15 protein-coding genes are annotated in these 22,533 nt (G+C 59.9%); 7 read left to right on the top strand and 8 right to left on the bottom strand.

Going from position 1 to position 22,533, the window contains the following annotated elements:
* Positions 1 to 42 precede the first annotated feature (42 nt).
* Positions 43 to 933, top strand: coding sequence for an AbaSI family restriction endonuclease (locus tag C6W88_RS21465; protein ID WP_146164687.1), 891 nt, complete (start codon positions 43 to 45; stop codon positions 931 to 933).
* A gap of 72 nt (positions 934 to 1,005) precedes the next feature.
* Positions 1,006 to 2,103, top strand: a complete 1,098-nt coding sequence (locus C6W88_RS19860) for an ADP-ribosylglycohydrolase family protein (protein ID WP_108133734.1) — start codon at positions 1,006 to 1,008, stop codon at positions 2,101 to 2,103.
* Positions 2,104 to 2,371: 268 nt separating this feature from the next.
* Here C6W88_RS19860 and C6W88_RS19855 read toward each other — a convergent pair whose 3' ends face one another.
* The 8 genes from C6W88_RS19855 to C6W88_RS19820 form a co-directional block, all read right to left on the bottom strand.
* Positions 2,372 to 2,671 (bottom strand): DUF2442 domain-containing protein, encoded by a 300-nt coding sequence (locus C6W88_RS19855; protein ID WP_083970229.1) that lies wholly within the window; start codon positions 2,669 to 2,671, stop codon positions 2,372 to 2,374.
* Between the two features lie 179 nt (positions 2,672 to 2,850).
* Entirely contained in the window at positions 2,851 to 3,846 is a 996-nt protein-coding gene (locus tag C6W88_RS19850) for an ion transporter (RefSeq protein WP_108133733.1), read from the bottom strand.
* A 156-nt stretch (positions 3,847 to 4,002) separates the two neighbouring features.
* Positions 4,003 to 6,210 (bottom strand): exodeoxyribonuclease V subunit alpha, encoded by a 2,208-nt coding sequence (gene recD / locus C6W88_RS19845; RefSeq protein ID WP_108133732.1) that lies wholly within the window; start codon positions 6,208 to 6,210, stop codon positions 4,003 to 4,005.
* Positions 6,207 to 10,199: an exodeoxyribonuclease V subunit beta gene (gene recB, locus C6W88_RS19840; protein ID WP_108133731.1), complete on the bottom strand. Its 3,993-nt coding sequence runs from the start codon at positions 10,197 to 10,199 to the stop codon at positions 6,207 to 6,209. The genes recD and recB overlap by 4 nt, the downstream gene beginning before the upstream one ends.
* Positions 10,196 to 13,930 (bottom strand): exodeoxyribonuclease V subunit gamma, encoded by a 3,735-nt coding sequence (gene recC / locus C6W88_RS19835; protein WP_181248693.1) that lies wholly within the window; start codon positions 13,928 to 13,930, stop codon positions 10,196 to 10,198. The genes recB and recC overlap by 4 nt, the downstream gene beginning before the upstream one ends.
* A 520-nt stretch (positions 13,931 to 14,450) precedes the next feature.
* On the bottom strand, positions 14,451 to 14,612 hold the full coding sequence (locus C6W88_RS19830; RefSeq protein ID WP_231498718.1) for a type II toxin-antitoxin system Phd/YefM family antitoxin: 162 nt from the start codon (positions 14,610 to 14,612) through the stop codon (positions 14,451 to 14,453).
* Between the two features lie 108 nt (positions 14,613 to 14,720).
* On the bottom strand, positions 14,721 to 14,942 hold the full coding sequence (locus C6W88_RS19825) for a hypothetical protein (protein ID WP_108133729.1): 222 nt from the start codon (positions 14,940 to 14,942) through the stop codon (positions 14,721 to 14,723).
* Positions 14,943 to 15,162: 220 nt separating this feature from the next.
* Complete coding sequence (locus C6W88_RS19820) at positions 15,163 to 15,522, bottom strand: hypothetical protein (RefSeq protein ID WP_108133728.1); 360 nt, start codon at positions 15,520 to 15,522, stop codon at positions 15,163 to 15,165.
* 831 nt (positions 15,523 to 16,353) lie between these two features.
* On the opposite strand from C6W88_RS19820, the gene C6W88_RS19815 reads away from it, so the two are divergent.
* From C6W88_RS19815 to C6W88_RS19795, 5 genes are read left to right on the top strand one after another with little or no spacing between them, the layout of a single operon-like run.
* Positions 16,354 to 18,213: a DEAD/DEAH box helicase gene (locus tag C6W88_RS19815; protein ID WP_108133727.1), complete on the top strand. Its 1,860-nt coding sequence runs from the start codon at positions 16,354 to 16,356 to the stop codon at positions 18,211 to 18,213.
* On the top strand, positions 18,210 to 18,578 hold the full coding sequence (locus tag C6W88_RS19810) for a hypothetical protein (protein ID WP_108133726.1): 369 nt from the start codon (positions 18,210 to 18,212) through the stop codon (positions 18,576 to 18,578). The genes C6W88_RS19815 and C6W88_RS19810 overlap by 4 nt, the downstream gene beginning before the upstream one ends.
* Positions 18,579 to 18,611: 33 nt before the next feature.
* Positions 18,612 to 20,654, top strand: coding sequence for an anti-phage ZorAB system protein ZorA (gene zorA, locus C6W88_RS19805; RefSeq protein WP_146164686.1), 2,043 nt, complete (start codon positions 18,612 to 18,614; stop codon positions 20,652 to 20,654).
* Positions 20,654 to 21,418: an OmpA/MotB family protein gene (locus tag C6W88_RS19800; RefSeq protein WP_108133724.1), complete on the top strand. Its 765-nt coding sequence runs from the start codon at positions 20,654 to 20,656 to the stop codon at positions 21,416 to 21,418. The genes zorA and C6W88_RS19800 overlap by 1 nt, the downstream gene beginning before the upstream one ends.
* Positions 21,415 to 22,506, top strand: coding sequence for an EH signature domain-containing protein (locus C6W88_RS19795; protein WP_108133723.1), 1,092 nt, complete (start codon positions 21,415 to 21,417; stop codon positions 22,504 to 22,506). Before C6W88_RS19800 ends, C6W88_RS19795 begins: the two co-directional genes overlap by 4 nt.
* Positions 22,507 to 22,533 lie beyond the last annotated feature (27 nt).

Here is a 22,533-nt window from a genome sequence, read left to right as displayed (position 1 = left end):
CTAGAATAATTGTTATGATGATTAAAAGGTTTGGTGGATTTGATGGCAAAAGAACTTTCTAAAGCTGACTACATTCTTAGGAGTCTGCAGAAAATATCCCACAAAAGATGGGAGCTGTACATTGTTTCTCGAATAATTCATAAAATTGATGATGACGTTGAATTCGTATGTCAGCAGCTTGTATATCGGCCAGAGGGCTATCGCGCCTTGACTGATATTTATTTTCCTCAGTTCAATCTGCATCTGGAGATTGATGAAAAGCATCACAAAAACCAAATTTCTGAAGATGTTGAGAGAAGTGATGATATTGTTTTAGCTACAGGACACGAAATTCATAGGATAAAAACGTATGGCGATGAAGGGATGTTTAAAGACATTTCTATTGTTGCGGAAGAAACTGATAATTTCATCGATAAACTGAACAAAATTAAAGAGATTGGTGTTGACAACGGCACGTTTGTTCCTTGGGACTGGGATTTCGCTTATTCTTCACGGAGATGGATCAATCAAGGATACTTGGACGTTGTCGATAATCCTGTTTTTCGAACGCAGGCAGAAGCCTTGAGATGTTTTGGTTTTAAAGGTAAAGCACTGCAGCGTGGCGCTTGGGGGATACCTGATGGTAGTACCGATGTTGTATGGTTTCCCAGACTTTTTAGACATGGTATGTGGCACAATAAAATAACAAAAGATGGTGAGCGTATTTACGAGTGTGCTGAAAATCTTGACGGGAAAAAATCTATTGAGACTCAGTTGATAGACGCTGAGAGAAATCCGGAAAGAAAAACAATTGTTTTTGCCAAAGCTAAAGACTCCTTGGGAAGAAACCTTCTTCGGTTTGTTGGTACATTTAAATTAAATATTGCAAGATCGACGGAGGATTGTATTGTGTTTGATCGTATAGGTACGAGGGAAAAAGTTCGATTTTTGTGAATAGGTGATTTTTGATTCTAAAATCAACCATTCTGTTTTAGTGTTTTTGATTTTTTTGGTGTGATTGTGGATATGAAAAATAAAACTCATGAAATAAGACAAAAGTTCGTTGGTTGCCTACTAGGGGGCGCTGTCGGTGACGCACTTGGCGCTCCGGTAGAGTTTATGACTCATGTTGAGATTGTCTCTAAGTTTGGTGAGTCTGGTATAACTGAGTACGTGCCTTGTTATGGTGGTATAGGTCGAATTACTGATGATACCCAAATGGTATTGTTCACTGCCGAGGGGCTGCTGCGCGGTCATGTACGGGGCGCCAGACGTGGGATATGTCACATAGCCAGTGTAATCTCCAGTGCTTATGAGCGCTGGCTTTATACACAAGGGTATCGGTCGCGAATGGAAACAGGAGAAGACTGGCTCACTAGTGGTTGGTTAGCCGGACATGCAGAATTACAAAATCAACGTGCGCCGGGTCGTACTTGTATCTCGGCATTGCGATCGATGGAAAGATATGGCGCTTCAGCTAAGAACAACAGTAAAGGCTGTGGTGGACTCATGCGAGTGGCGCCATGTGGACTTTTCATTTGGCCTTCTACGACTGGCAGCGATGCTTTCCATCTAGGTATGCAAGCCGCGAGTATTACTCATGGTCATCCCAGCGGCTATTTGACTGCTGGAGTGCTGTCGGAATTAATCTTGCATCTTATCAATGGTAAAGGTCTCAGAGATTCACTTGGCAAAGTGAAGGAGGCACTTGTGGCATATGAAGGGCACGAAGAGACGCTTGATGCTCTGGAAAAAGCTGAAGCGTTGGCCGATATTTCGAGTAATCACTTCGAGGCTATTAGTAAGCTGGGACAAGGGTGGGTAGCAGAAGAGGCACTTTCTATTGCTGTCTATTGCGCCTTGGTTGCCAAAGATCTCCGCCATGGAGTCTGCCTTGCAGTTAATCATGATGGTGACTCTGATTCTACTGGCGCCATTGCTGGCAATCTATTGGGCGCCATGATGGGGGTCTCGGCCATCCCGGAGAGTTGGTTGGAACCGCTAGAATTACGGGACGTGATAACTGAAATGGCTGAGGATTTAGTGGATAGCAATGAATGGGACTTGGATGATTTTGGCGGCCTCGACAATGATTGGGTATGGAAAAAATATCCGGGATATTGACAGCTTCGACAACAAGCGTTCAAGAAACTAGTCCATTGATTTCTTGGTGACGCCATCTTGCTTGCTGACTCGTCGTGTCGATTGGCTTGCGTCCTAAGGCTGAATTTCGGTCAATCGATGCCTTTTCTACCGAGCACCGACAGGTACTAAATGTTGAATAAGGTCTGCGAGTATGCCAGTGACTGCTTAATTGTCGGGTCCCGGATGTTTGTTAATGACCGTTTCACCGAACCGTCCGCGGGCGCCCCCTTTGGCGCCATCCTTTAGCTCAGGAGGGGGAGCCAAATTGGCCTTGCAGGAGGGCGGGGACGTAGAGGTCAGCATCGAGTTGGGGCCAATGAAGGCCAAGCCCGGTGGGAGAAACCTCTATGTCGGCCAAGGCTTCTGGAGTGGCGTCGGTGAGACCTTCCACGAGGTGCGGCGGAATCGCGAGCTCAAGCCCTGAGTTCAGATGAATGATGACGCGATGGGTGCGACTGTCGTATCGCGCGGAAACAACGTGGGCGTGACCGCGTGCACAGGCCATGCGGGCCTTTGCCTGCCTGACGTCATCTTCAGTAATGGCCACGTGTCTCTCCCCGTTCGCAGGCGTCTCCCTCCGTGCAGTCATCGATTGTGCCACCATCGCATTCCACAGCATTAGCCGTGGTTGTGCCGTGTAGCTTAGCGACCGCGGATCCATCGTAAAGAATAAGCGAGACCTGAATGCCCAGTAGGCCACAGGGCTCCCCCTGTGGCCCGCTCCCTTCACGCGTACTTGTCGTGCCAGCGCTTGACCGCGATACGTTCCTTGAGGAGTTCCAGCATGTCGACCAGCACCTGTTCGGTGATCTGTTCGGTCTCGGGGTCGGTGCGCAGCCAGGCGTCGAAGCCGCTGTCGGCCATATGTTCGACCAGCGAGGAGAATTCCCTGGATTTGAGGCCGTTCAGGGCTTCGTCGACCAGGTGGCAGGCGAGGTCGGACATCGATGACTCCAGGCCCTGGGTGAGCTGGGAGCCCATGGGCAGGCGCTTGAGTCGCTGAAGCTCCGGCGTTTCGGCCAGGGTGCGGGCGACTAGGCCGCGCACGTAGGCTAGTGTCGCGAAACGGTTGTGGTAGGCGATGTCGCCGACCATGGTTTCGAGGCGCTGGCTGACTTCCCGCACCAGGGCCTCCTTGCGTGGCGTGACGATCTTCTCGATGGCTGGTGAGGCCAGGCCGTCGCCGCTGGTGAGCTCCTGCTGGACGTTGTCGAGCAGGCGGATGGCAATACGATCGGTGAGTTCTTCCATCAGGATGTCGGCGTACTTGGCGACAACCGAGTAGAGATACCAGCGACGCACGTCGATCAGTCCCAGGCGGTGCAGGCGGTGCAGCAGCGAGATCACACGCAGGATACGCAGCAGGCGGAAGCCGGCGAGGGGTATACACCCCAGCACGTCGTACCAGTGCACGAAGGGGTAAAAGAACCAGCGGTGGTAGCGGCGTTGGTAGATGGCGACGGCCCAGCCAAGCAGTACGTCGAACAGAAAGACGGCGACGAAGGCCAGGTCGATGCTGAAGAAGTTGGCATGGATATGCCGGTCGTAGGCGCCATGAAGGCCAGGCGCCGCCGCCTCAAAGGCGGCGTTGAGCGGTGGCAGCAGAAACAGGCTGTCGAACAGCAGCAGCGCCAGGTTGGCGATCACCAGCGCGATGATGAACAGGTCCCACACCAGATGAGCCCGCTCCAGGGCGGGCGAGGTCGTGCGGGTGGCGGGCATGAGTCCTCCTTGGATGCGTGTGACACTCCTTTCTTCACCAGCCTAGAGTGTCCTGGCGTTGGTCGCATCCCCACCTCGCCTTGTGCCAAAGCGTCGTTGGCGCTGTGAGGACGCGGCTTTCTGCTGACAGGCAGTGCGACCGGGACTTTGCAGGGCTTATGTTCCGGGTGACTGAAAGAGCCGGCTCTGACGTGCAATCCGTCGTTCGATGGCCTTGGCCAGCACCACGTCGCTTGCGCTGAGCAGAGTGAAGGTCTTCTTGGCGCGGGTGACGGCGGTGTAGACCAGTTCGCGGGTCAGGATCGGCGACAGGGAGTCCGGCATCACCAGGGCGGTATGGACGAACTCCGAGCCCTGGGACTTGTGCACCGTCATGGCGAATACCGTCTCGACCCGCTGCAGCCGGCTGGGCAGCACCCAGCGAATGCCGCCCTGGCCGTCGCCGGCGGGGAAGGCCACGCGCAGGGTGGTACCGGCCTCTGGGTTGGCGAACTCCACCGGCACCTTGAGGGCAATGCCGATATCTCCGTTCATCAGCTTGAGCGCGTAGTCGTTGCCGGTGACCAGCACCGGGCGGCCTTCGTACCAGTGGGTGCTGTGATCCGGCTTGTCGATCAGTCCGGCCCGTGCCAGCGCCTGCTCGATGCGCTGATTGAGCGATTCGACCCCGTAGTGGCCGGCGCGCAGCGGCGTCAGCAACTGGAACTGGGCGTGGGCCTCGAGGATGGCAGAGGCCCAACGGTCCCACTCGGCTCGCTCGGATGACAGCGACGGGCGTGGCCGCAGCAGGCCGCTTTGCTCGAGTGCGCCAGCTTCCGGGGTGTCGGGACGCGGGGTGATGGCACCCAGATAGAAGCGATAGCCCCAGGCCGCGTCCTGGCCTCGGCCATCCAGCGCCAGGGTCATCAGGCGCCGCTCGTTGGCGCGGGGCAGGGCCTGTCGTTGCGCCTGGGGAAAGGCGGTGTCGTCCAGCACCGCGAGCGCCCGCCGGCTGTCGCCGGCGTTGATGGCGCGGGCGAGCTGGCCGATACCGCTGGCGTCATCGAAGCGAAAGGAGTGGCGCAGCATGGCGACGGACTGATCCAGCGCCCGGCCGTCGCCGTCGTGCAGGGCCTCGGGCAACGACAGCCCGGTAGCCGCTTCGAGCCAGTCGCTGACGTCGCGGCGGTAGTGGCCCTGTTCGGCCCTGGCGCACAGGTTGCCGAGGACCGCCCCGGCCTCCACCGAGGCGAGCTGGTCCTTGTCGCCGAGCAGCACCAGGCGTGCATGGGGCGGCAGGGCGTCGAGCAGTGCCGCCATCATGTCGATGTCGACCATCGACGCCTCGTCCACCGCCACCATGTCCAGCGGCAGGGGGTTGAGGCGATGATGATGGAAGTGACGGGTATCGGGTCGGGCGCCGAGCAGCCGGTGCAGGGTCGAGACCTCGTGGGGAATCGAGGCGCGTACCTGGGCGGCATCCGGCAGCGGCAGTTCGTCGAGGGCGGCGATCTGGTCGCGAATGGATTCGCTGAGTCTCGCCGCCGCCTTGCCGGTGGGGGCGGCCAGGCGTATTGCCAGGGGGGCGCCCCGCTCAGCGATGGCCTGGGTCTGCAACAGCGCCAGCAGACGGATGACGGTGGTGGTCTTGCCGGTGCCTGGGCCGCCGGTGATCACCGCGAAGGGCGCGCGTGCGCCCAGCGCACAGGCGAGCTTCTGGGAGGCGGCCTGGTCGGCACGCGGATCGGACGGGGGAAACAGCGTATCCAGCACCGGACGCAGGCGGGCGGCGTCACTGTCGGCGGTTGGATGATCTTTGGTTGAAGTGCCGGGCGTCGACAGCCGCGCGGCAATGGCGCTGGCGACCCGCTGTTCGTTGCGCCAGTAGCGGCGTAGATAGAGGCGCTCTGCCTCCAGTACCAGGGGGCTTGCGCCTGGGCCTTGCGCCACCGCCGACCAGCGCTGAAGCCGGTTTACCCAGTCGTCGCCGAGCCGGCCGAGCAGGGCCTCCGGCGGGGGCGGGGCGGCGTCGTCACGTGCCACGTCGCGAGCGACGGCGATCAGTGTCTCGGGCTGGCGGCGGGCCTGATTCAGATCCAGCAGCAGATGCCCCTGGCCGGCCTGGTGGCTGACCAGCATGGCCGCCAGCAGGCAGCTGGCGTCGCCGTCCGGGGCGAGCCTGGCCAGCCGATGTGGCAGCGCCGCGTCCAGATCTCGGATCCAGCCGTACTCGGCCCAGGCAAACAGCAGCGACAGCAGCGCCTCGGGGTCGGCCAGTGCCTGCTCCGGGGTGGCAAAGGGCGAGGACGGCAGGGCGGTCGAGGCTGCATCGCCCGGTGTCTCGCCCTTCCCCTCGCGGTGTACCTCAGGGTTAGCCTCGCTCATGCCATTGCCTCCCCGCTGGTGTCATTGCCATGGCCGGTGGCGCTGTCATGGGTTGCTCTCGCGGCGTGGCCCGCCTGTCCGGCCAGGATATCGTCGAGTGCCTCGATAAAGGCTCGGGGCGGCTTGATCGCGGCGACGCCGCGCGAGGGCGCGGTAATACCGCGCAGAAAGACCAGCATGGCCCCTCCAACGTGGCGGTCATAGTCATAGTCCGGCAGGCTCTGGCGCAGGTGGCGATGCAGTGCCACCAGGTAGAGCGCAAGCTGCATGTCGTAGCGCTTGTCGAGCATGGCGGCGCGCATGGCGTCCTGGTGGTAGGCGTCATCGTCCGGACCCAGCCAGTTGGATTTCCAGTCGATGATATAGAAGCGTCCCTGATGCTCGGCCAGGAGGTCGATAAAGCCCTTGAGCAGGCCGTTGAGGCGCTGATAGCCCAGTTGGGGCCTGGGCACTCCGGGAAACAGATGCTGGCGGGTGAGCTTGTCCATGGCCGGGGTGATGGCGTCATGGGTGGCGAGCCAGAAGTCGGGCTCGGCGCGGTAGCGCTCAAGGCTCGCCAGCACCGGCCCATCGTCGGCATCCTCGCCGTCGGGGCGCTCTTGTGTGGTCGAGGTCAAGGGCGTGGTCAGCCAGCGATGGATGCCGTCGGTCAGCGCCTGGGTGTGTGCTTCCCAGCCGCGGCGGCGGCAGCGTTGGGCCAGGCGGGCGAGCAGGCCTGCATCATCAAGCGCGCTGTCAAAGCCGTGCTCGGCCAACGCCTCGAGCACGCCGTGCAGGAAGGTGCCCGGGCCAGGGCCCCGCGGGAAGGCGTGCAGGGTGCCGGGCTCCGGGGCGCCGGCTTCTCGCGCCGCGGGCACCAGGCGGGCGTCCAGATGCTCTTCCTCGAGCACTTCGGCCTCGGGTGTCTCGGGCGCGGTGGCTCCCTTCTGGGCCAGCGATGAGTAACTCGCGATCCACCAGGGGGCAAAGGGCCGGTGGCTGGGCGTGCGTGCGCCCTTGGTGGCGAGCTCGGTGGTGACCGGGTGGTACTGGATCTGGGGGCTATCACTGCTGGCGTCGATGGCGTCCAGGGCGATGGCGTCGAAGCCACCGCTCATGCTCTCCCAGCGCTCGCGCAGGTTTGTCAGGTCAGGGATCGCCTCGCCGCCGGCCAGCAGATAGCCCAGCGCTGACTTGTGCAGGGTGGCGCTCCTGGCGTTGCCGAGCTTGAGGGGGGCAAGGCCAACGAAGGTGGCGTGGCGCGCTCGGGTCAAGGCGACGTACAGAAGCCGTACCTCCTCGGATAGCCGTTCGTCGTCGGCAAGCTCAAAGCCCTCCTTGGCCATCTCCTTCTTGGCCGCCAGTTCGAGCAGCGGCTGGTCGTCGACGTGGTACAGGGGCGTGCCGGACTGGCCGCTGATTTCCTTGTAGGTGCAAAGGAACGGCAGGCACACCAGCGGATACTCGAGCCCCTTGGACTTGAAGATGGTCACCACCTGGATCAGGTCGGCGTCGCTTTCCAGGCGCAGGATCTGCTCGTCATGGCCGGGGTCGTCGAGGTGTTCGGCGAGCACGCGAATCAGGGCGTGGTCGCCGTCCAGGGTATCGCTGGCCTGCTGGGCCCACTCGGCCAGATGCAACAGGTTGGTCAGGCGACGCTGGCCCTGGTGGGCGCCGAGCAGTCGCTCGGGGATCCGGTAGTCGTGCAGCAACTGACGCAGCGCCGGTAGCACGCCCCGACGCTGCCAGCGCAGGCGGTAGCCAAGAAAACGCTCTTGTACCCGCTCCCAGGCGGTCTCGTCGCGTTGCAGCCGGTCGAGCTCGGCCAGTCCCAGGCCCAGGGTGGCGGTAGCCAGGGCCGTGCGCAGGGTCGACACCGACTCCGGGTTGGCCATGGCCTTGAGCCAGTGATGCAGGTCGCGGGCCTCGGCGGTGGCGAAGACGCTGTCACGATCCGACAGGTAGACGCTGGCCAGGCCGCGCTCACTCAAGGCGTCGCGGATGGCGCTGGCCTCGCTGCGATCGCGCACCAGGATGGCGATATCGCCGGCCTTCAGCGGTGTGAGCTTGCCGTCACCGGCGTTCGTTGAGGTGGCGAAACCGGCGCTTGGGACGCCCTCGCCAGGACTGGCCTGATTGAGCCAGTCGGCGATGCGGTCGGCACAGTGGCGGGAGGCCTCGCGCAGGTAGCCTTCCTTGTTGAGACAGCCGTTGTCCTTGTTGCCGTCGGCGATCAGCCAGCCGGTCAGCGCGGCGGCGGGCTTGCCATCCAGGCACAGGGTTTCCTTGCGACCGTTGGCGCCGACGGATTGAAAAGGCAATGGATTGTGGTCGTCGGTGGCGAAGCGGAAGGCGGCGCGGGGGTGGCGCTGCTCGGCAAACGCGAACAGCCGGTTGACCGCTGCCACGGCGGCCTCACTCGAGCGGAAGTTGGTGTCCAGGCTGTGGTGGTGCCCGCGGGTGGCGTGACGGGCGCCCAGGTAGGTGTAGATGTCGCCGCCGCGAAAGCCGTAGATCGCCTGCTTGGGATCGCCGATCAGGATCAGCGCCGTGGCGTCATGCTCAGGAGCGCCTGGCCCATTCAGGTCGTGCTGGGCGTCTGGCTCAGCGGTGGTCGCATCGCCGATACGATACACCCGCTCGAAGATGCGGTACTGGGCCGGATCGGTGTCCTGGAACTCGTCGATCATGGCCACCGGGAACTGCTGGCGAATGCGCCGCGCCAGGGTCTCGCCGCCGTCGCCGTCCAGGGCGCCGGCAAGTCCGGTGATCATGTCGTTGAAGCCCATCTGGGCGTTGGCCTCGAGCTGCTCGGACAGCCGCCGGCTGACCCAGTCGCGGGCATCCGCCAGCACCTGGGGGTAGAGCTCGCGCTGCAGGGTCTCGACCTGCTCGTCGTTATCGCGACACGCCTCCAGGGCCTCGAACAGCCCAAGCTCGGGCACCTCGGTACCCTTCTTGACCCGCAGCTTGGAGCGCGCGAGCTTCTGCACGAAGCTTGCCTCGGCAAGGGGTCGCTTGCCGTTTGCCCAGTCGCCGAGCTGTTCCAGCCAGCCGTCGAAGGTGTCGTCGTCATCCTTGCCGCGAAAGCTGCCGCCGTGCATCGCCGGGCGCAGCGCGCGCAGGCAGTCGTGCACTGCCTCCTTGTCATCCAGGTAGGCGCGGCGGGCGGCGTCTTCCAGCCTGTCGGCGCTCTCACGGGCGTCGCTGAACTGGGCGAGATGGGCGCCGAAATCGCCAGCGGCCAACGGCTCGCCGCAGAATACCAGGCTGGCATCCTCGCGGCTCAGCAGATTGCGCAGCGCCTTGTTCAGCCCCTGGGGCGAGCCGAACAGCTCGACCATGGACGCGGCCAGGGGCTCGTCGAGGGGGTAGACGCGGGTGCGCCAGTAGTCGGTAACCGCCTCCTGGGTCATCTCGCCGAGATCCTTGACCACCTCCTGGCGAAACAGCTTGCCGCTGTCGAAGGCGTGCTCCTTGAGCATTCGCTGACACCAGCTGTGGATGGTCGAGATGGCGGCGTCGTCCATCCATTCGGCGGCAAGCATCAGTCGTCGGGCGCAGGCGGGCCAGGCGTCGCGCTCGAAGTCGTCGCGCAGCGCGGCCAGCAGCGGGTCGCGTTCGGCGAGGCCGTCGTCCGCGGCCGTGGTCGAGCCGTCGTCCCTGTCGCCGGCGCGAAAGGCCTCGGCGGCCTGGACCAGGCGCGCCCGGATACGATCGCGCAGCTCCTGGCTTGCGGCCTCGGTAAAGGTCACCACCAGAATATCCGGCGGCACCAGCGGCTGACTGAAGCCATTGTCGCGTCTGCTGGCCGGGTTGTCCGGCTGGCCGTGGCCCAGCACCAGACGCACGTAGAGCAGCGCGATGGTGAAGGTCTTGCCGGTGCCGGCGCTGGCCTCGATCAACTGGCTGCCCTGCAGCGGCAGTGCCAATGGCAGCGGCGTCTGGCCGGCGTTGTCCGGGGAAGGCGGCTGGTCGTCGGTGGAAAAAAGGTCGGACGGCAGGCTCATGCGGATTCCTTCCCGGTGGTGGCGTTACTCTTGCCCGATGACTTGTGAGAGCCCTTGTCCGAGCCCTTGCGAGCGCTGCGCGCCGTGCTGATCCAGCCATGCAGGTCGGCGTAGAGCTCACGACAGGCTTCGGCAAAGCCCTCGGCGCCGATCAGCTCGTCGAGGCTTGGAAATTCGCGCAGCAGCAGCGGGCTTCGCTCCGGCAGTTTTTCCCAGGCCTGCTCCCAGGCCTTGCGTAGTGTGGCTGACGTCTGGGCGTCTGCCGGTGGCCAGGCTGCATCCTCTGCCACGGGGTATTCCTCGAGCAGAGCAAAGGCGATGTCGGGGTGGCAAGGCGTGGCCCCCTGCATGGCGGCAAGCCAGCGCTGCATCAGCGCATCCAGGCGTCTTGCGGCCTGTTCGCGGGGCATGCCGGGGATCTCCAGCACGCCGCTGGGTGATACCAGATGGCTCGGCGAATTCGGGTAGAGGCACTGCAGCGCCAGGTGCGCCGGCCAGTGGCGCAGAATCTGGCTCCAGTGAAAATGCTCGCCCTGGTGGATCTGGCTGGTCAACAGCACGATGCGGGCGACCTCACCCGCACCCGCACCCGCACCCGCGTCGCCCTCGTCGCTGGCCCCGGAGGAGGGGGCAGAGTCGGTCGCGTGCAGGTGGGACAGGGCGTCTTCCAGTACCAGGGTCTCACTCGAGTCGGGCAAGGGAAGGCGACTGTCGTGGCGAAGCTGCGGTGCCCGCTCCAGCGAGCGCGGGTAGCGCTCGAGCAGTTCGCGGTAATGGTCGAGAGCGTCGGGGATTCGCTCCAGCAACTGGCGGCGGATCACCGGGCCCACCGGTGGCGGCGGGTAGTGGCCGGCGCGTTGCTGGCGCTGGACCTGGCGTTCGATCAACAGGGCCGGGTCGCAGGCGCGGTCGTGGGCCAGACGCTGGCCAAGCGGCTGCACCAGGGCCTCGCGCTGCTGCCATCTGGCAAGACCGGCGAAGGCGAAGGGTTCGTCGTCGTCGCTCAGCGTCTGTTCGTCGCGCATGCTGGTGGACAGGCGCTGCTGGAACAGGGCGCTGACGGGATCGCGCAGCAGGCCTGAAAGCTGCGACAGGCCGATGGCGCCCTCGGGGCGCCAGGGCGGCAGCGCCTCATCGGCTGAGGTGGCCGCCATGGGGTCCGGGTGACGAGAATCACGCTGGTGCAGGGTCTGCCACTCGTCTGCGTAGGTATAAAGCGGCGAGTCTGACAGGAAATAGCCGGCGCCGAAGGGCTGCAGCGGGTGTTCGGTGGTCAGGGCGGTGAGCAGGGCCTCGGCCATCTGCTGTTCTTCGGCCAGCGAGCGCTCATCGTGGGGCGGTTGGTCGGGAAGGCGCCAGCCCTTGCCGAGGTGGTCGCGCAGCTGGCCGACCAGCACGCTGGCCGGCTTCTCGCCGTTGTCCTGCGGGCTGCGTCCGCACCAGCTGATGGTCAGCCGGTCCCGCGCCGACAGCAGCGCCTCGAGGAACAGGTAGCGGTCGTCGTCACGCCGGGAGCGGTCGCCGGCGCGATAGTGCCCGCGCATGGCCATCAGGTCGAAGTCCATGGCCTCGGCGCGGCGCGGGTAGGCACCGTCGCTCATGCCCAGCAGCACGACGTGGCGGAAGGGGATCGCGCGCATGGGCATCAGGGTGGCGAAGGTGATGCGGCCCATCATGAAGCTCTGGGACAGCTGGGGCTGGTCGATGCGCGAAAGCCAGCTTTCACGCACCACCGCCAGCGGCAGGCGGATGCCGACCTCGGCCGAATCGACCTCCTCGTGCCAGGTCTCGAGCGCCGCCTGGATGCGCCCGAGCAAGGCCTCTTCGGCGCTGGAGCCGGGGGCCAGGGTGCGCTCCAGCATGGTTCCCAGAACCTGGTCCCATTGGCTGGCCGTCTTGGATTCGATCAGGCTCTGACGAACCTCGTCGAGGGTCATGATCAGCCGGTACAGCGGACCCACGAGGGTGGCGTCGAGGCCGGCGACTTCGTCGTAAGGCACGATGTCGCCCCAGTCCTCGCCGTCGTCGCTGGCCTCGCCCACGGCGTAGCCCATCAGCATGCGCTCCAGGCCGAAGCGCCAGGTGTGCAGCTCGTCGTGTTCCGGCAGGCCGAGTTCGGCTCGCTGGGAGGCATCGAGGCCCCAGCGTACGTTGGCTTCGCGAATCCAGCGTTGCAGGGTGGAAAGGTCTCCCTCGCCAAGGCCAAAGCGCGTGCGGATGGCCGGGATGTCCAGCAGGTCGAGGATCTCGCTGGCGCGAAAGCGCAGACGCGGCAGCGACAGCAGGGTCTCCAGTGCCACCAGCATGGGTTCGCGATGGCGTTCCTGCTGGTCGGCCACGTGGTAGGGCAGGTGGCGCTTCTCGCCCGGGGCGAACTGGCCAAATACCGCGTCGATATAGGGCGCGTAGTCGTTGATGTCCGGCACCATCACCATCACGTCCCTGGGTTCGAGAGTCGCATCCTCGGCGAAGGCCTCGAGCAGCTGGTCGTGCAGAACCTCCAGTTCACGCTGAGGGCTGTGGCAGATATGAAAACGGATCGAGTGGTCGTGCTCGGGATCAAGCGCTGGCCACTCGGCCTGGGTCTCCGCCAGCGGGCGCAGGTTGAGGATGTCGTCCTGCAGCTGGCCCAGCAGGGTGTCGGTGGGCGGCGCCAGGAACAGATCCACCGAGTCGTCGAGCAGGGCGCTCAACGCCTCCACGTCGGTGTGGTCGTGTTCGCTGAGTAGCTGCAGGTAGTCGCGGCCCTGCTTGCCCCATGCTGCCAGCAGCGGATGGGCGTGTAGATGCAGCTGCTCGAGCGAGTGGTGCAGCTCCGCCGGCATGCCCTGGCGACGGCGCTGGCGCACGTGGCGGCGCAGTACCTCCTGGGTCTCGATGATCTCGCCCCAGTAGAACTGGCAGGGGTTGAGCAGACACAGCACCACCTCGCTGATGCTGGACAGGGCGGCCAGCACCTCCAGGGTCTGCTGGGGCAGCGACGAAATGCCGAACACCACGATACGCGGCGGTATTTCCGGGGGGCAGGCCGTCTCGCCCTGTTCGACCTCGCGGGTCAGCTGCTCGGCGGCCCGCTTGAAGCGCTGGTGCACGGCGCCGCGGTGACTGTGGCGTTGGTCAGCAGGCAGGGCGTCGCTGATCCTGCGCCACAGGGCCGGCTGCCAGCGCTGGTCATCGGGGACCTCTGTGACACGGTTACCGGGCAGTGTGAGCACATCGTCCCCGGCCTCCCAGGCGGTGAGCCAGTCGGCGCGATAGACCTGGTACTGATCGAACAGGTCGGCCAGGCGCTCGGCCAGCTGGTAACGCTTGCGCTGCTCATCGTCCTCGCGCAGGTAGCGCGCCAGCGGCTCGAACAGCGGGTCGTCCAGGGCTTCGGGCAGCAGCTTCATCAGGTGCCAGCGCAGGCGGCTCTTGTCCCAGGGGGAGGTGGTCGGCACCTGGCCTGGGCCTTCCACCGCCTCGATCACCGCTCGATAGGCCTGCCACTGAAAGCGCGCGGGCAGGGCAACGTCGGTGCCGAGACAGACGCCGTAGCCCGGTTCGCCCTGGCGCTCGGCGATGGAGGTCTTGAGCCACTGGGCGATACCGTTGCTTTGCACCAGAAAAAGGGTGCGCGCCAGCGGATGCAGCGGGCGTCGCCCCAGCCACTTCAGGGTCAGATCACGCAGATCCTCCATACGGTTGCCCTGCAGGACGATCAAGCCCGAGGCGGCGGTGGTATCGGTCATGGCGAGTTCTCTGTACTGCGTGAAGGCGTGGCAGCCCGAGGCGGTGACGGCGCTAGCTTGAGCAGAACACGCCAAGGCATCGTCGGGACGTCTCGGCATAGCCTAATGGATGCGGCGGCGGGGATCACCATCACCGGATGACCACAGTGTCTGGTCGTAGACGGGCGTCATCTATAGGCCAACATCGCAAGGTAGGCCTCGTCTGCGATGAAGAGGCGTTTCGATGGGGGTGAGTAAATATCGGACTCGGCCAGGCGGCGCTTTGCCTAGCACTACCGAGATGGCAACAGTTCATCGACCGGGGCGATATAGCGGCGAGCCGGGTCGTAGCGCTTTATCAGGCCATCGGCGGGCAACCGTTCAGTCGGCCAGAGCTAAAGATCGATAGTGAGCAGGTAGCGCTTCATGGATGATTTCCATCAAACAACGCTTCGATGACGTCCTCTTTCAGCGGAGCATCCCAGCCAGCCTTCGCCTCGATACGACCCTTGGTCAGACCGTAGAGATCATCCAGGTCAAGTCATTGATCTTTCAGTGCTTCAATGCGTGCTACCGGCTTCCCGTTCTTGCAGATCAGTACCTCCTGCCCGCGCTGAGCGGCAGCGATCAGCCGGGATAGATGGGTCTTGGCCTCGTGCATGTTGGCCTTGAGACAATTTTCTGCAGAGGTTTGAGCAGCCACGATGAGCTTCCTGTTAGCTAACCACTTAGCTAAGGATAGTCTCGAACAGAGAGGGCCGTTGAGTGCGCGAAGCACCTTGGTCACCGTGATCCGCGCGCCCCGGAGTCCTTATCGAGAGTCCCGATTCTTGACCACGAACCACAGCCAGATAGCGACACTCAGCGACAGGTAGACGACCAGCGGAAGGGCGAGAAACAGCGCCAGCACCTTGATCGAGAAACCTTCCTTGAAAAAGTAGACGATCAGCAGCAGCGGGAAGATGCTGGCAACCAGCAGCGGCCCAGCCTCACGCCGTATCCACTGGACGACCGCGGTGGTCTTGTTGCGCATAAGCGTCCTCTGGTGGTCGTGGTTGGTGTTGCAGGAACAGCCGGAGCACCACTGACGACATCTTCCTGCCGGTGATGTCGGCGACGTTGTGCCGGTGATCTTCGCAGGGACTACAACGAGATGGTGACTCGCCTGGCTGCGCGCCTTCAGGGCGTCGAAGAAACGCCGTCGGCGCACGTGTAATCCTGCAGGCGCTGCCGACGGCCTGCTGCATCGCAGATCAGAGCATCTCTTCGATGTTGTTGATGGTGGGTTCGAGAATCAGCTCGCCTGTGCCCTGTTGCACCACGCGATTGGGTTCGATGAAGCAGGTCACCAGGCACCTGGCGCTTTCACCACCATCAGAGATGGTGAAGGTCTTCTTGGTGGAGACAACCCTGCCCTGCACAAAGACCAGGCTGGTTTTTTCGCCTTCCTCCGCCGTGAAGGGAAGCTCGATCAGATCGTCGGTGGCGGGAACTTCCTGCAAGGAGTCGATCTGGTGCTCCGGCATTTCCAGTGGCGTGGGTTTCAGCAACAGCGGCTCTAGGGACTTGGTGTTCAGGGAGTCCGTAAGCTGAAACATCAGTCGGTAGTTCATGTCAGTTCCTGATTGGTGTCGTGAGACGCAGCCACTGCTGTGCGTCGATTTCCTGCCGGCCATTCCTGCTCGCCCTGGCGGCTGCTCGAGACGAGCAGGTCTACCCCGTCTGCTGCCTTGTATCCGTTGGCCGGCAGCCGGCAGATGTCGGGCATGGAACGCCAAAGAATTCAATCATTTGTCGAATAAGATCAGGCTAATATATAGCATTGGTAGTATCCGATCGCCAGTACTTTACGGTGAGCGTTCGATGCGCTAGCTGGCGGTATAGAGGCACTGAGCGCAGGTCGCGGTAGCACCCTGGGGTCTGTAGAGGGTATTGGCACAAGACAGCGCCAGCGACAACTTCACGGGACGAATGTTGGATGCGATAAACGCCATGCTTCTTTATATGCTGGCCCCTGTCGCTCGCAAGAACTATGACGACAGACGTGGTCGGCAGGCCGAGGAGCTGCAGTGGACCCGGGGAAGTCCAGATTACTTAGATTGGTGTCCACCAATGCTGGGTAAGATCACTGTTGTGCGCAAACTGAGTAACTAGGTTATAACCCACCAGCAGACGAGCGTGCCTAGTAGTAGGCACTGCTACCTTTTATGTGGCCAAGAACATTACAAAACTCTCCTAAACTACTGTGAGCCCGTTCGCGCCGGTGATACTCTATGCCGATTCGGTGACTGCCTGGGGCAACAAATAGACTTAGGTTTACTCGTTTGCTGATTTCAGGTGACAGAGGATGGCGGGCCGGCCCACCATCCTCTTCGCTATTCCTGTCGCGGCTCCCTTCTCGGGCAGCCCTCGAGAGGTGGTGTGGCGTGTTTCAGGAGGCTGGTATGCAGGAGCAGGGTGCGCAAGCAAAGGGGTGGCAGGGGGCAGACATATGGGCGCGTTACGACCCGGGTGTTCGGGTGGTGATCCGTGATTGCGAGTGGATCGTCCGTCAGGCCGATCCCAGCGTCGATAGTGGCTATGTGCTTACCGTGGACGGACTCTCGCAGTTGGTCAGCGGCAAGAGCGCGCGCTGTCTCACCTGGCTAAAGGAGGAGGCCGATGCCATCCGTGTGCTCGACCCTGCTGAAACCCGGTTCGAGCAGGATCTGACCCCCGGCTTCGAGAGGAGCCGGCTGTTCATCGAGACCCAGCTGCGCCAGATCACCCCGGCGGATGCGCGCATCCACCTGAGCCATAAGGTCGCCATGGACCCGGTGCCCTACCAGCTCGATCCGGCCCGGCAGGCGCTGAAGCAGAACCGTCAGCGCATCATGATCGCCGACGCCGTGGGCCTGGGCAAGACTCTGGAAGCCGGCATTCTGACTACCGAGTTGATGCGCCGCGGCCGCGGCAAGCGCATACTGGTGCTCACCCTCAAGAGCATGATAACTCAGTTCCAGAAGGAGCTGTGGAACCGCTTCACCATTCCGCTCACAAGGCTCGATTCCGTCGGCCTGCAGCGGGTGCGCAACCACGTTCCGGGCAACCACAATCCCTTCTACTACTACGACAAGTCGATCGTTTCGATCGACACCCGCAAACAGGACAACGAGTATCGCCGCCATCTGGAGCAGGCCTACTGGGACATCATTGTCATCGACGAGGCCCACAAAGTGGCTGAGCGAGGTGCCAGTTCCCGGCGTGCCCGGCTGGCCCAGCTGTTGGCAGGGCGCTCCAACACCCTGATCATGCTCTCCGCTACACCTCACGACGGCAAGGCACGCTCCTTCGCCAGTCTGACGAACATGCTCGACCCCACGGCGATCTCTGACCCGGAGGACTACGTCCGGGAGGATTTTCGCGACAAGGACCTGGTGATCCGCCGCTTCAAGAAAGATATCCGCGACCAGGTGCAGCAGGCGTTCAAGGAGCGTCTGATCAAGGACCTCTATCTAGACGCCTCGCCGCAGGAGGAGGCCGCCTACCAGGCCATACTAGACGTACCATTTACCTACCGCGGCGACCACAATCACCGCTTCGTGCTACACAAGCTCAGTGCCAAGCAGCTTACCGACCAGCGCGAGGCCGCCTTCGCCCGCAGTCCCGAACTGGAAGCCGCCTGGTTTGCCGAGCTGGCAGAGGCCGAAGGCGGCCAGGCTTTTCTGAATGCGCCGCAGAACTACCCGCAGTTGGAGGGGCAGAGGGCAAATCTTTACAAATGCTTCCTGCCCCGCGCCTGGGACAATGCCAACGAGCAGGGCGTCAGCGGCTTTCTGCACCCGGAAGGCATCTACGATGACCCCAAGGGTGCGGGATTTCGGCGTGAGCTTAACCCGCGTTTGTGCCAGCACTTCCAGTTTATTAATGAGACCAAGCTGTTCGCCGAGGTATATAACCAGACGCTGTTCAGCATCAATGTCCATGGTCCCTTCATAGCTCCCGGCTTCAAGCGCGTCTCGAACCTGTTTATTCCCGGCACTATCGACCTGTCCTTTGCCCATGATGGAGAAGGCCAGGTGCCCGGCATCAAGGAGGAAGTGGAGCTGCCGGATGGTCGGGTCAAGGTAAAGTGGGGATTCGCTGGCCATCTGGGCGGAGCACAGAGTGGGTATCTGGAACGAACAGGGCAAGGCGTCCCCAATCCCGGCAACCTTGGCTGGCTGGCACCTCTATCACTTGGAAGAGGTGCGCTAGGCACCTTACCTGCTGTCTCGCCAGCTGATTCAGCAAACCACCGCTTGAGGGAGGGCTCGCCGGGATGAGGATTGCCCAACACCCAGTCCTGATACGGATTTTCCGCAGTTGGCATGAAGGAATCTCCGATGAGGAGCTCTATGAAGTAATGCGTGGGGTGTGGATGCTTGGCGAGCGACGCGAGCTGGTCGAGCTGGCTTTTGCGGTTGCGAACGGTGTCGTGTGCGAGGTCTATCGGGTGCTGTCATGGCCGCCGGCAGGTTCCACTCCCTATCATGCGAGGCCTCACAGCGATGTCAGCATCGACGGTAGCTGGGAGTTCGTTGGAGAGGGAGCCGGGCCACACGAGAGACATAGATACAAGGGTATGGATGTGTCAGAGTGGTTCGAGAAGGGTAGCAGCAATCCGATACTGTACGTCAATATTGGGTGATATTCCATTTAAAGTCATCGGGTAGTGTAAAGAATGATTGAGTCAGTTTCGCATCTTCTTCCCAATTTTACTGCCATGGGCATGTTCCAGTATCAGAAACTTTTGTTGAGTGACTGGTTCTGGTTGGGAATGATGGCGATCATGGTTATTGCGATTGCTTCACTTTTATACTATTTCGCAAAATATCGAAAGAATGTCCGTCTGGTTGAAGATTTGATAAGAGGTCAAACACGAGAAGAGTTGGCCTGGAAGCGTCAGGAAATCCTCGAGAAGGCGAAAAGTTCACGTGTCAAGGCTGGAAAGCTTTGGGTAGAGTTTGATGAAAGCCTAATCTATTCTCCTGATAGAGATAAGCTATACAATACTTTGGACGCCGACCATTTCTTTAACGGGAGAACATTAGCTTATGGTTTGACGTCAAGCCGTCTGCTGGCAGCCACACCGACCTTTCTGACTGCGATCGGTGTGCTGGGTACTTTTATTGGTCTGACAATTGGTTTGAGAGGCCTTCAGGTCAATGCTGATGATGTCGATACCCTCAGAGTGGGTATCGCGAGCATGATAAACGGCACCGCTATTGCCTTTTTGACATCAGTATGGGGGGTTGGGCTTAGCCTTCTCTTGAATGTTATAGAAAAGCTGGTGGAAAGGCGCGCCTTGGGGCGTATAAATGAGCTTCAGTATGAAATTGATTTTCTTTATCCTCGTATGCCTGCCGAACATTCTCTTGTTCACATTGCCGAGTCAAGTCAGGCAAGTAAGGAGGCACTTCAGGAACTTCACGAGCGTATTGGAGACAGGCTTCAGGAAACCGTGTCGGGAATGAGCGATGCCATGCAGCAAGCCATTTCTGACTCACTTAATAATGTCATGGCCCCAGCCATACAGTCTCTGGTTGACAGTGCAAGCAATCAATCAAATGAGGTTCTTGAAAAGCTTGTTTCGAATTTCATGGAGGGTATGAAGACAGCTGGGAGTGAGCAAACCTCGGCGCTTGGAATAGCTGCTGAAGAGGTGAATCAGGCAGTAACCTCAATGAGTACAAGGATGGACGAACTCTTTACGAAACTAACTGAGCAGCAACAAAGAAGCGGTGAGCATGTAGAGACTACATCGCGCGAGCTGTCCGAGCAGCTAGACAGGCAGCGTGAGGCAGCGATGGAACAGCAGTCTGCGCTGGCGGAGAAGTTTGAATCCTTCATGACACGCATGACAGAGTCAATGGATACCCAATTCCATCAGGCATCTGAGCGGGATGAGCAACGGAAGCGAGCGCATGAAGAAAGTCTACAGAAGATATCTGAAGATCAGGCTGCGGCGATTCAGCGCCAGGTTTCCTTGGCAGAGGAACGGGATCAGGTGCGTGCAGCGCAGTTTGATGAGCAGCAAAAGGTTACCGAAGAACGCTTTGGCGGAATGGTAGAAAAGCTTGTCAACGAGCAGCAAGAGTTGATGCGACAGGTTGGAGAGGCATCAAGGAGTGCCAATCAGCACTTGACAGGCATCTCGACTCAATACGAAAAGCTTTCTTCCGCGCTAAGTGAAGCAGCAAGTTCTGCCGAACGTAGTAGCCAGAACATGACAAATAGTTCTACCCAACTAGGCACATTGTCGGCCAATCTTCACAAGGCCACTGTGCTTCTTGATGAAAGGGTCGGTTCCGTTGTAGAAAGCCTGGATAAAATGTCAATAAGAAATAGTGAAGTGCTTTCTGGCATCTCTGAACACGCGCGCACACTTGCGAGCATGCAGGAGGCTATAAGCGATGCTGCTCGCCAGCTTGATTCTGCCGCTAAATTCGCCAATGAAGGTTTCAGCGAGCTGGGGAGCCGTAATGACGAGTTTGTCCGTAAGCTGCGTGATGAATTTACGCAGCTGGGTGATACGCTAAGTGAACAGGTGGAAAACATTGAGAAGCAAGCCGAAGAGTGGCTTAAAGCATATAGTCAGGAGGTGCGCGACCAGGTTTCGGAGAGGATGGAAGCCTGGAATACCAATACGTTATCGTTTGCCGATCAGATGAAGAGAACTGTTACGGCGATCAGTGGTATCGTGGATGATCTGGAGCGTCGCTGATGAGTATTAGTAGGCGCGGAAGGCCTCAAGTAGATGAAGAGAATCCCTACTGGATGTCTTTTTCAGATATCATGTCGGCGCTGCTGATAATTTTTATTCTGGCATCTGTCGTTCTCATTGTTCAGGTAATGGAAATCAGAGAACAGTTGGAGGAGCAGCAGCAGGAGTTTACTGAAGAAATTCAGATGCTGCGACAGGCTGAAGAAGTAAGAAGAACTATATTGCATGAAGCAGAAGAGGAGTTGCAGCGGAGAGGAATACGGGTTTCTGTCAGCGAGAACGACACTGTGCTTAGTATACCTAACGACATTCTGGGTTTTGACACGGCGGAATTCGACCTTGGTTCGCAGTATCAGGATACAGCGACTCAAATTGGTAAAGTTCTTGCTGGTGTTATTCTCCAGGATGATCGAGTAGATTATTTAGATACAGTGTTTATTGAAGGACATACAGATAATCGCTCCTTTCAGGGAATGATGGGAAAGGGAAACTGGGGGCTTTCGGCTTTTCGTGCTATTTCTCTTTGGCAACACTGGTTGGATGTCCTTCCAGAGGACCGTCGCCTGGATAGATTGGTAAATCAGGATGGGCAGCCAGTATTTTCTGTCAGTGGCTATGCTGAAAGTCGTCCTGTCACAAAGGTGCAAGAAACTGAAGAAGAGCTCAGGGCAAACCGGCGAATTGACATAAGGTTTACCATCCGTCGTCCTACGGTTGAAGACTATCGAGAAGTTCAGGATGCATTTGTAGGTGATTCGCAGTGATATTGCCACCCCTCGAGCTAGTCAAGATAAGCTGGAATCCCGTGTCTCTTGAGCCTTGGGTTGAGCTTACCGAGTCCGCAAAGAAGATTGAAGACAATGCCGGTCGCGGTGATGCTTACCTCAAGGCAGAAGAAAAGCTACTGGATGTGGTAAGGAGTCGAAATTACGGAGTGTTATCGGTACTGCTCAAGAAAAGAGTCGCGGTTCGGGCACTGACTCAGCTGTGGCTCGATGACTCCTACGTGCTTAAGAGGCTGATGAGCCCCAGACTGCTTGAAATCATGGTTGAAGTACAGCAACCTAGGCTAGGCAGAGTCCCACTCCTCAATATACTTCAACTCTACTTCCAAGAATTTGACAGGCTAGATCATTATTCCTCGGAAAACGATGGTTCTATGAGAGAGCTGTTTGAGAATGTTCTTGTAGATCAGGCAAAAAAATTTGACATCTTTAGCGAAGTTCTGATGGCAGATGATCTGATCTCGATTATCAAGCAGCAAGGCGACTGGGTTCTGAAAGTTGATGGGCCGAATCAGGTTGTCAGTTTTGCCATAAAAAATGGCATAACGCTAGAGGGTGCTTTTTCGAAGTTTGGATTGAAGGGTGTTGACAACGGTCGATACGCTGATGTCTGCCGTGCCCATTACTATATAGAAAAGCTTCATGAGATAGATGAAAAAGAATGGTCTCCTGTCTTCGATGAGTTGTTGCATCACGATGTCTCCAAGGCGCCATATGGAAGAGAAGGGAAGCGTATAGGCCACGCCGCCTTGGAAGTGCTGATTGATCGTGTCTCAGAGGCTAGTGAAGCCTGGCAGGATTTCATGTTGAGCCTGGCCGGCGACCCTCGTGTCTCAAGTAGGGTCAAGAGCTATCGGGAGTGGTGGGCCCCCCTTGGTGATCAAAGGGTAGAGAAGGTACGCGGCTGGTTTTCCAAGCAGGATCTACGCCTCTTCCTTCAGGCGCTTGAGCAGTATGGTGAAGCCACTGATAACGCTGAGCTGAAGAGGATGTTTCCCGCCCGAAGAACCTTTCTGGAAGGGCTTTTTGTAATGACCCCTTGGTTTCTGCACACCTCATCCAGTTAATGCGAGGTGTGCTCGGGGTGACACATA

The organism is Halomonas litopenaei, from assembly GCF_003045775.1.
Lineage (GTDB): Bacteria > Pseudomonadota > Gammaproteobacteria > Pseudomonadales > Halomonadaceae > Halomonas > Halomonas litopenaei.
This window is presented reverse-complemented; position numbering and strand designations above follow the sequence as displayed.

Excerpts from the sequence above, each read along its gene's own strand:
- C6W88_RS21465 (WP_146164687.1), top strand. The coding sequence starts at position 43 with ATGGCAAAAGAACTTTCTAAAGCTGACTACATTCTTAGGAGTCTGCAG.
- C6W88_RS19860 (WP_108133734.1), top strand. The coding sequence starts at position 1,006 with ATGAAAAATAAAACTCATGAAATAAGACAAAAGTTCGTTGGTTGCCTA.
- C6W88_RS19850 (WP_108133733.1), bottom strand. The coding sequence starts at position 3,846 with ATGCCCGCCACCCGCACGACCTCGCCCGCCCTGGAGCGGGCTCATCTG.
- recD (WP_108133732.1), bottom strand. The coding sequence starts at position 6,210 with ATGAGCGAGGCTAACCCTGAGGTACACCGCGAGGGGAAGGGCGAGACA.
- recB (WP_108133731.1), bottom strand. The coding sequence starts at position 10,199 with ATGAGCCTGCCGTCCGACCTTTTTTCCACCGACGACCAGCCGCCTTCC.
- recC (WP_181248693.1), bottom strand. The coding sequence starts at position 13,930 with ATGACCGATACCACCGCCGCCTCGGGCTTGATCGTCCTGCAGGGCAAC.
- C6W88_RS19825 (WP_108133729.1), bottom strand. The coding sequence starts at position 14,942 with ATGCGCAACAAGACCACCGCGGTCGTCCAGTGGATACGGCGTGAGGCT.
- C6W88_RS19820 (WP_108133728.1), bottom strand. The coding sequence starts at position 15,522 with ATGAACTACCGACTGATGTTTCAGCTTACGGACTCCCTGAACACCAAG.
- C6W88_RS19815 (WP_108133727.1), top strand. The coding sequence starts at position 16,354 with ATGCAGGAGCAGGGTGCGCAAGCAAAGGGGTGGCAGGGGGCAGACATA.
- C6W88_RS19810 (WP_108133726.1), top strand. The coding sequence starts at position 18,210 with ATGAGGATTGCCCAACACCCAGTCCTGATACGGATTTTCCGCAGTTGG.
- zorA (WP_146164686.1), top strand. The coding sequence starts at position 18,612 with ATGATTGAGTCAGTTTCGCATCTTCTTCCCAATTTTACTGCCATGGGC.
- C6W88_RS19800 (WP_108133724.1), top strand. The coding sequence starts at position 20,654 with ATGAGTATTAGTAGGCGCGGAAGGCCTCAAGTAGATGAAGAGAATCCC.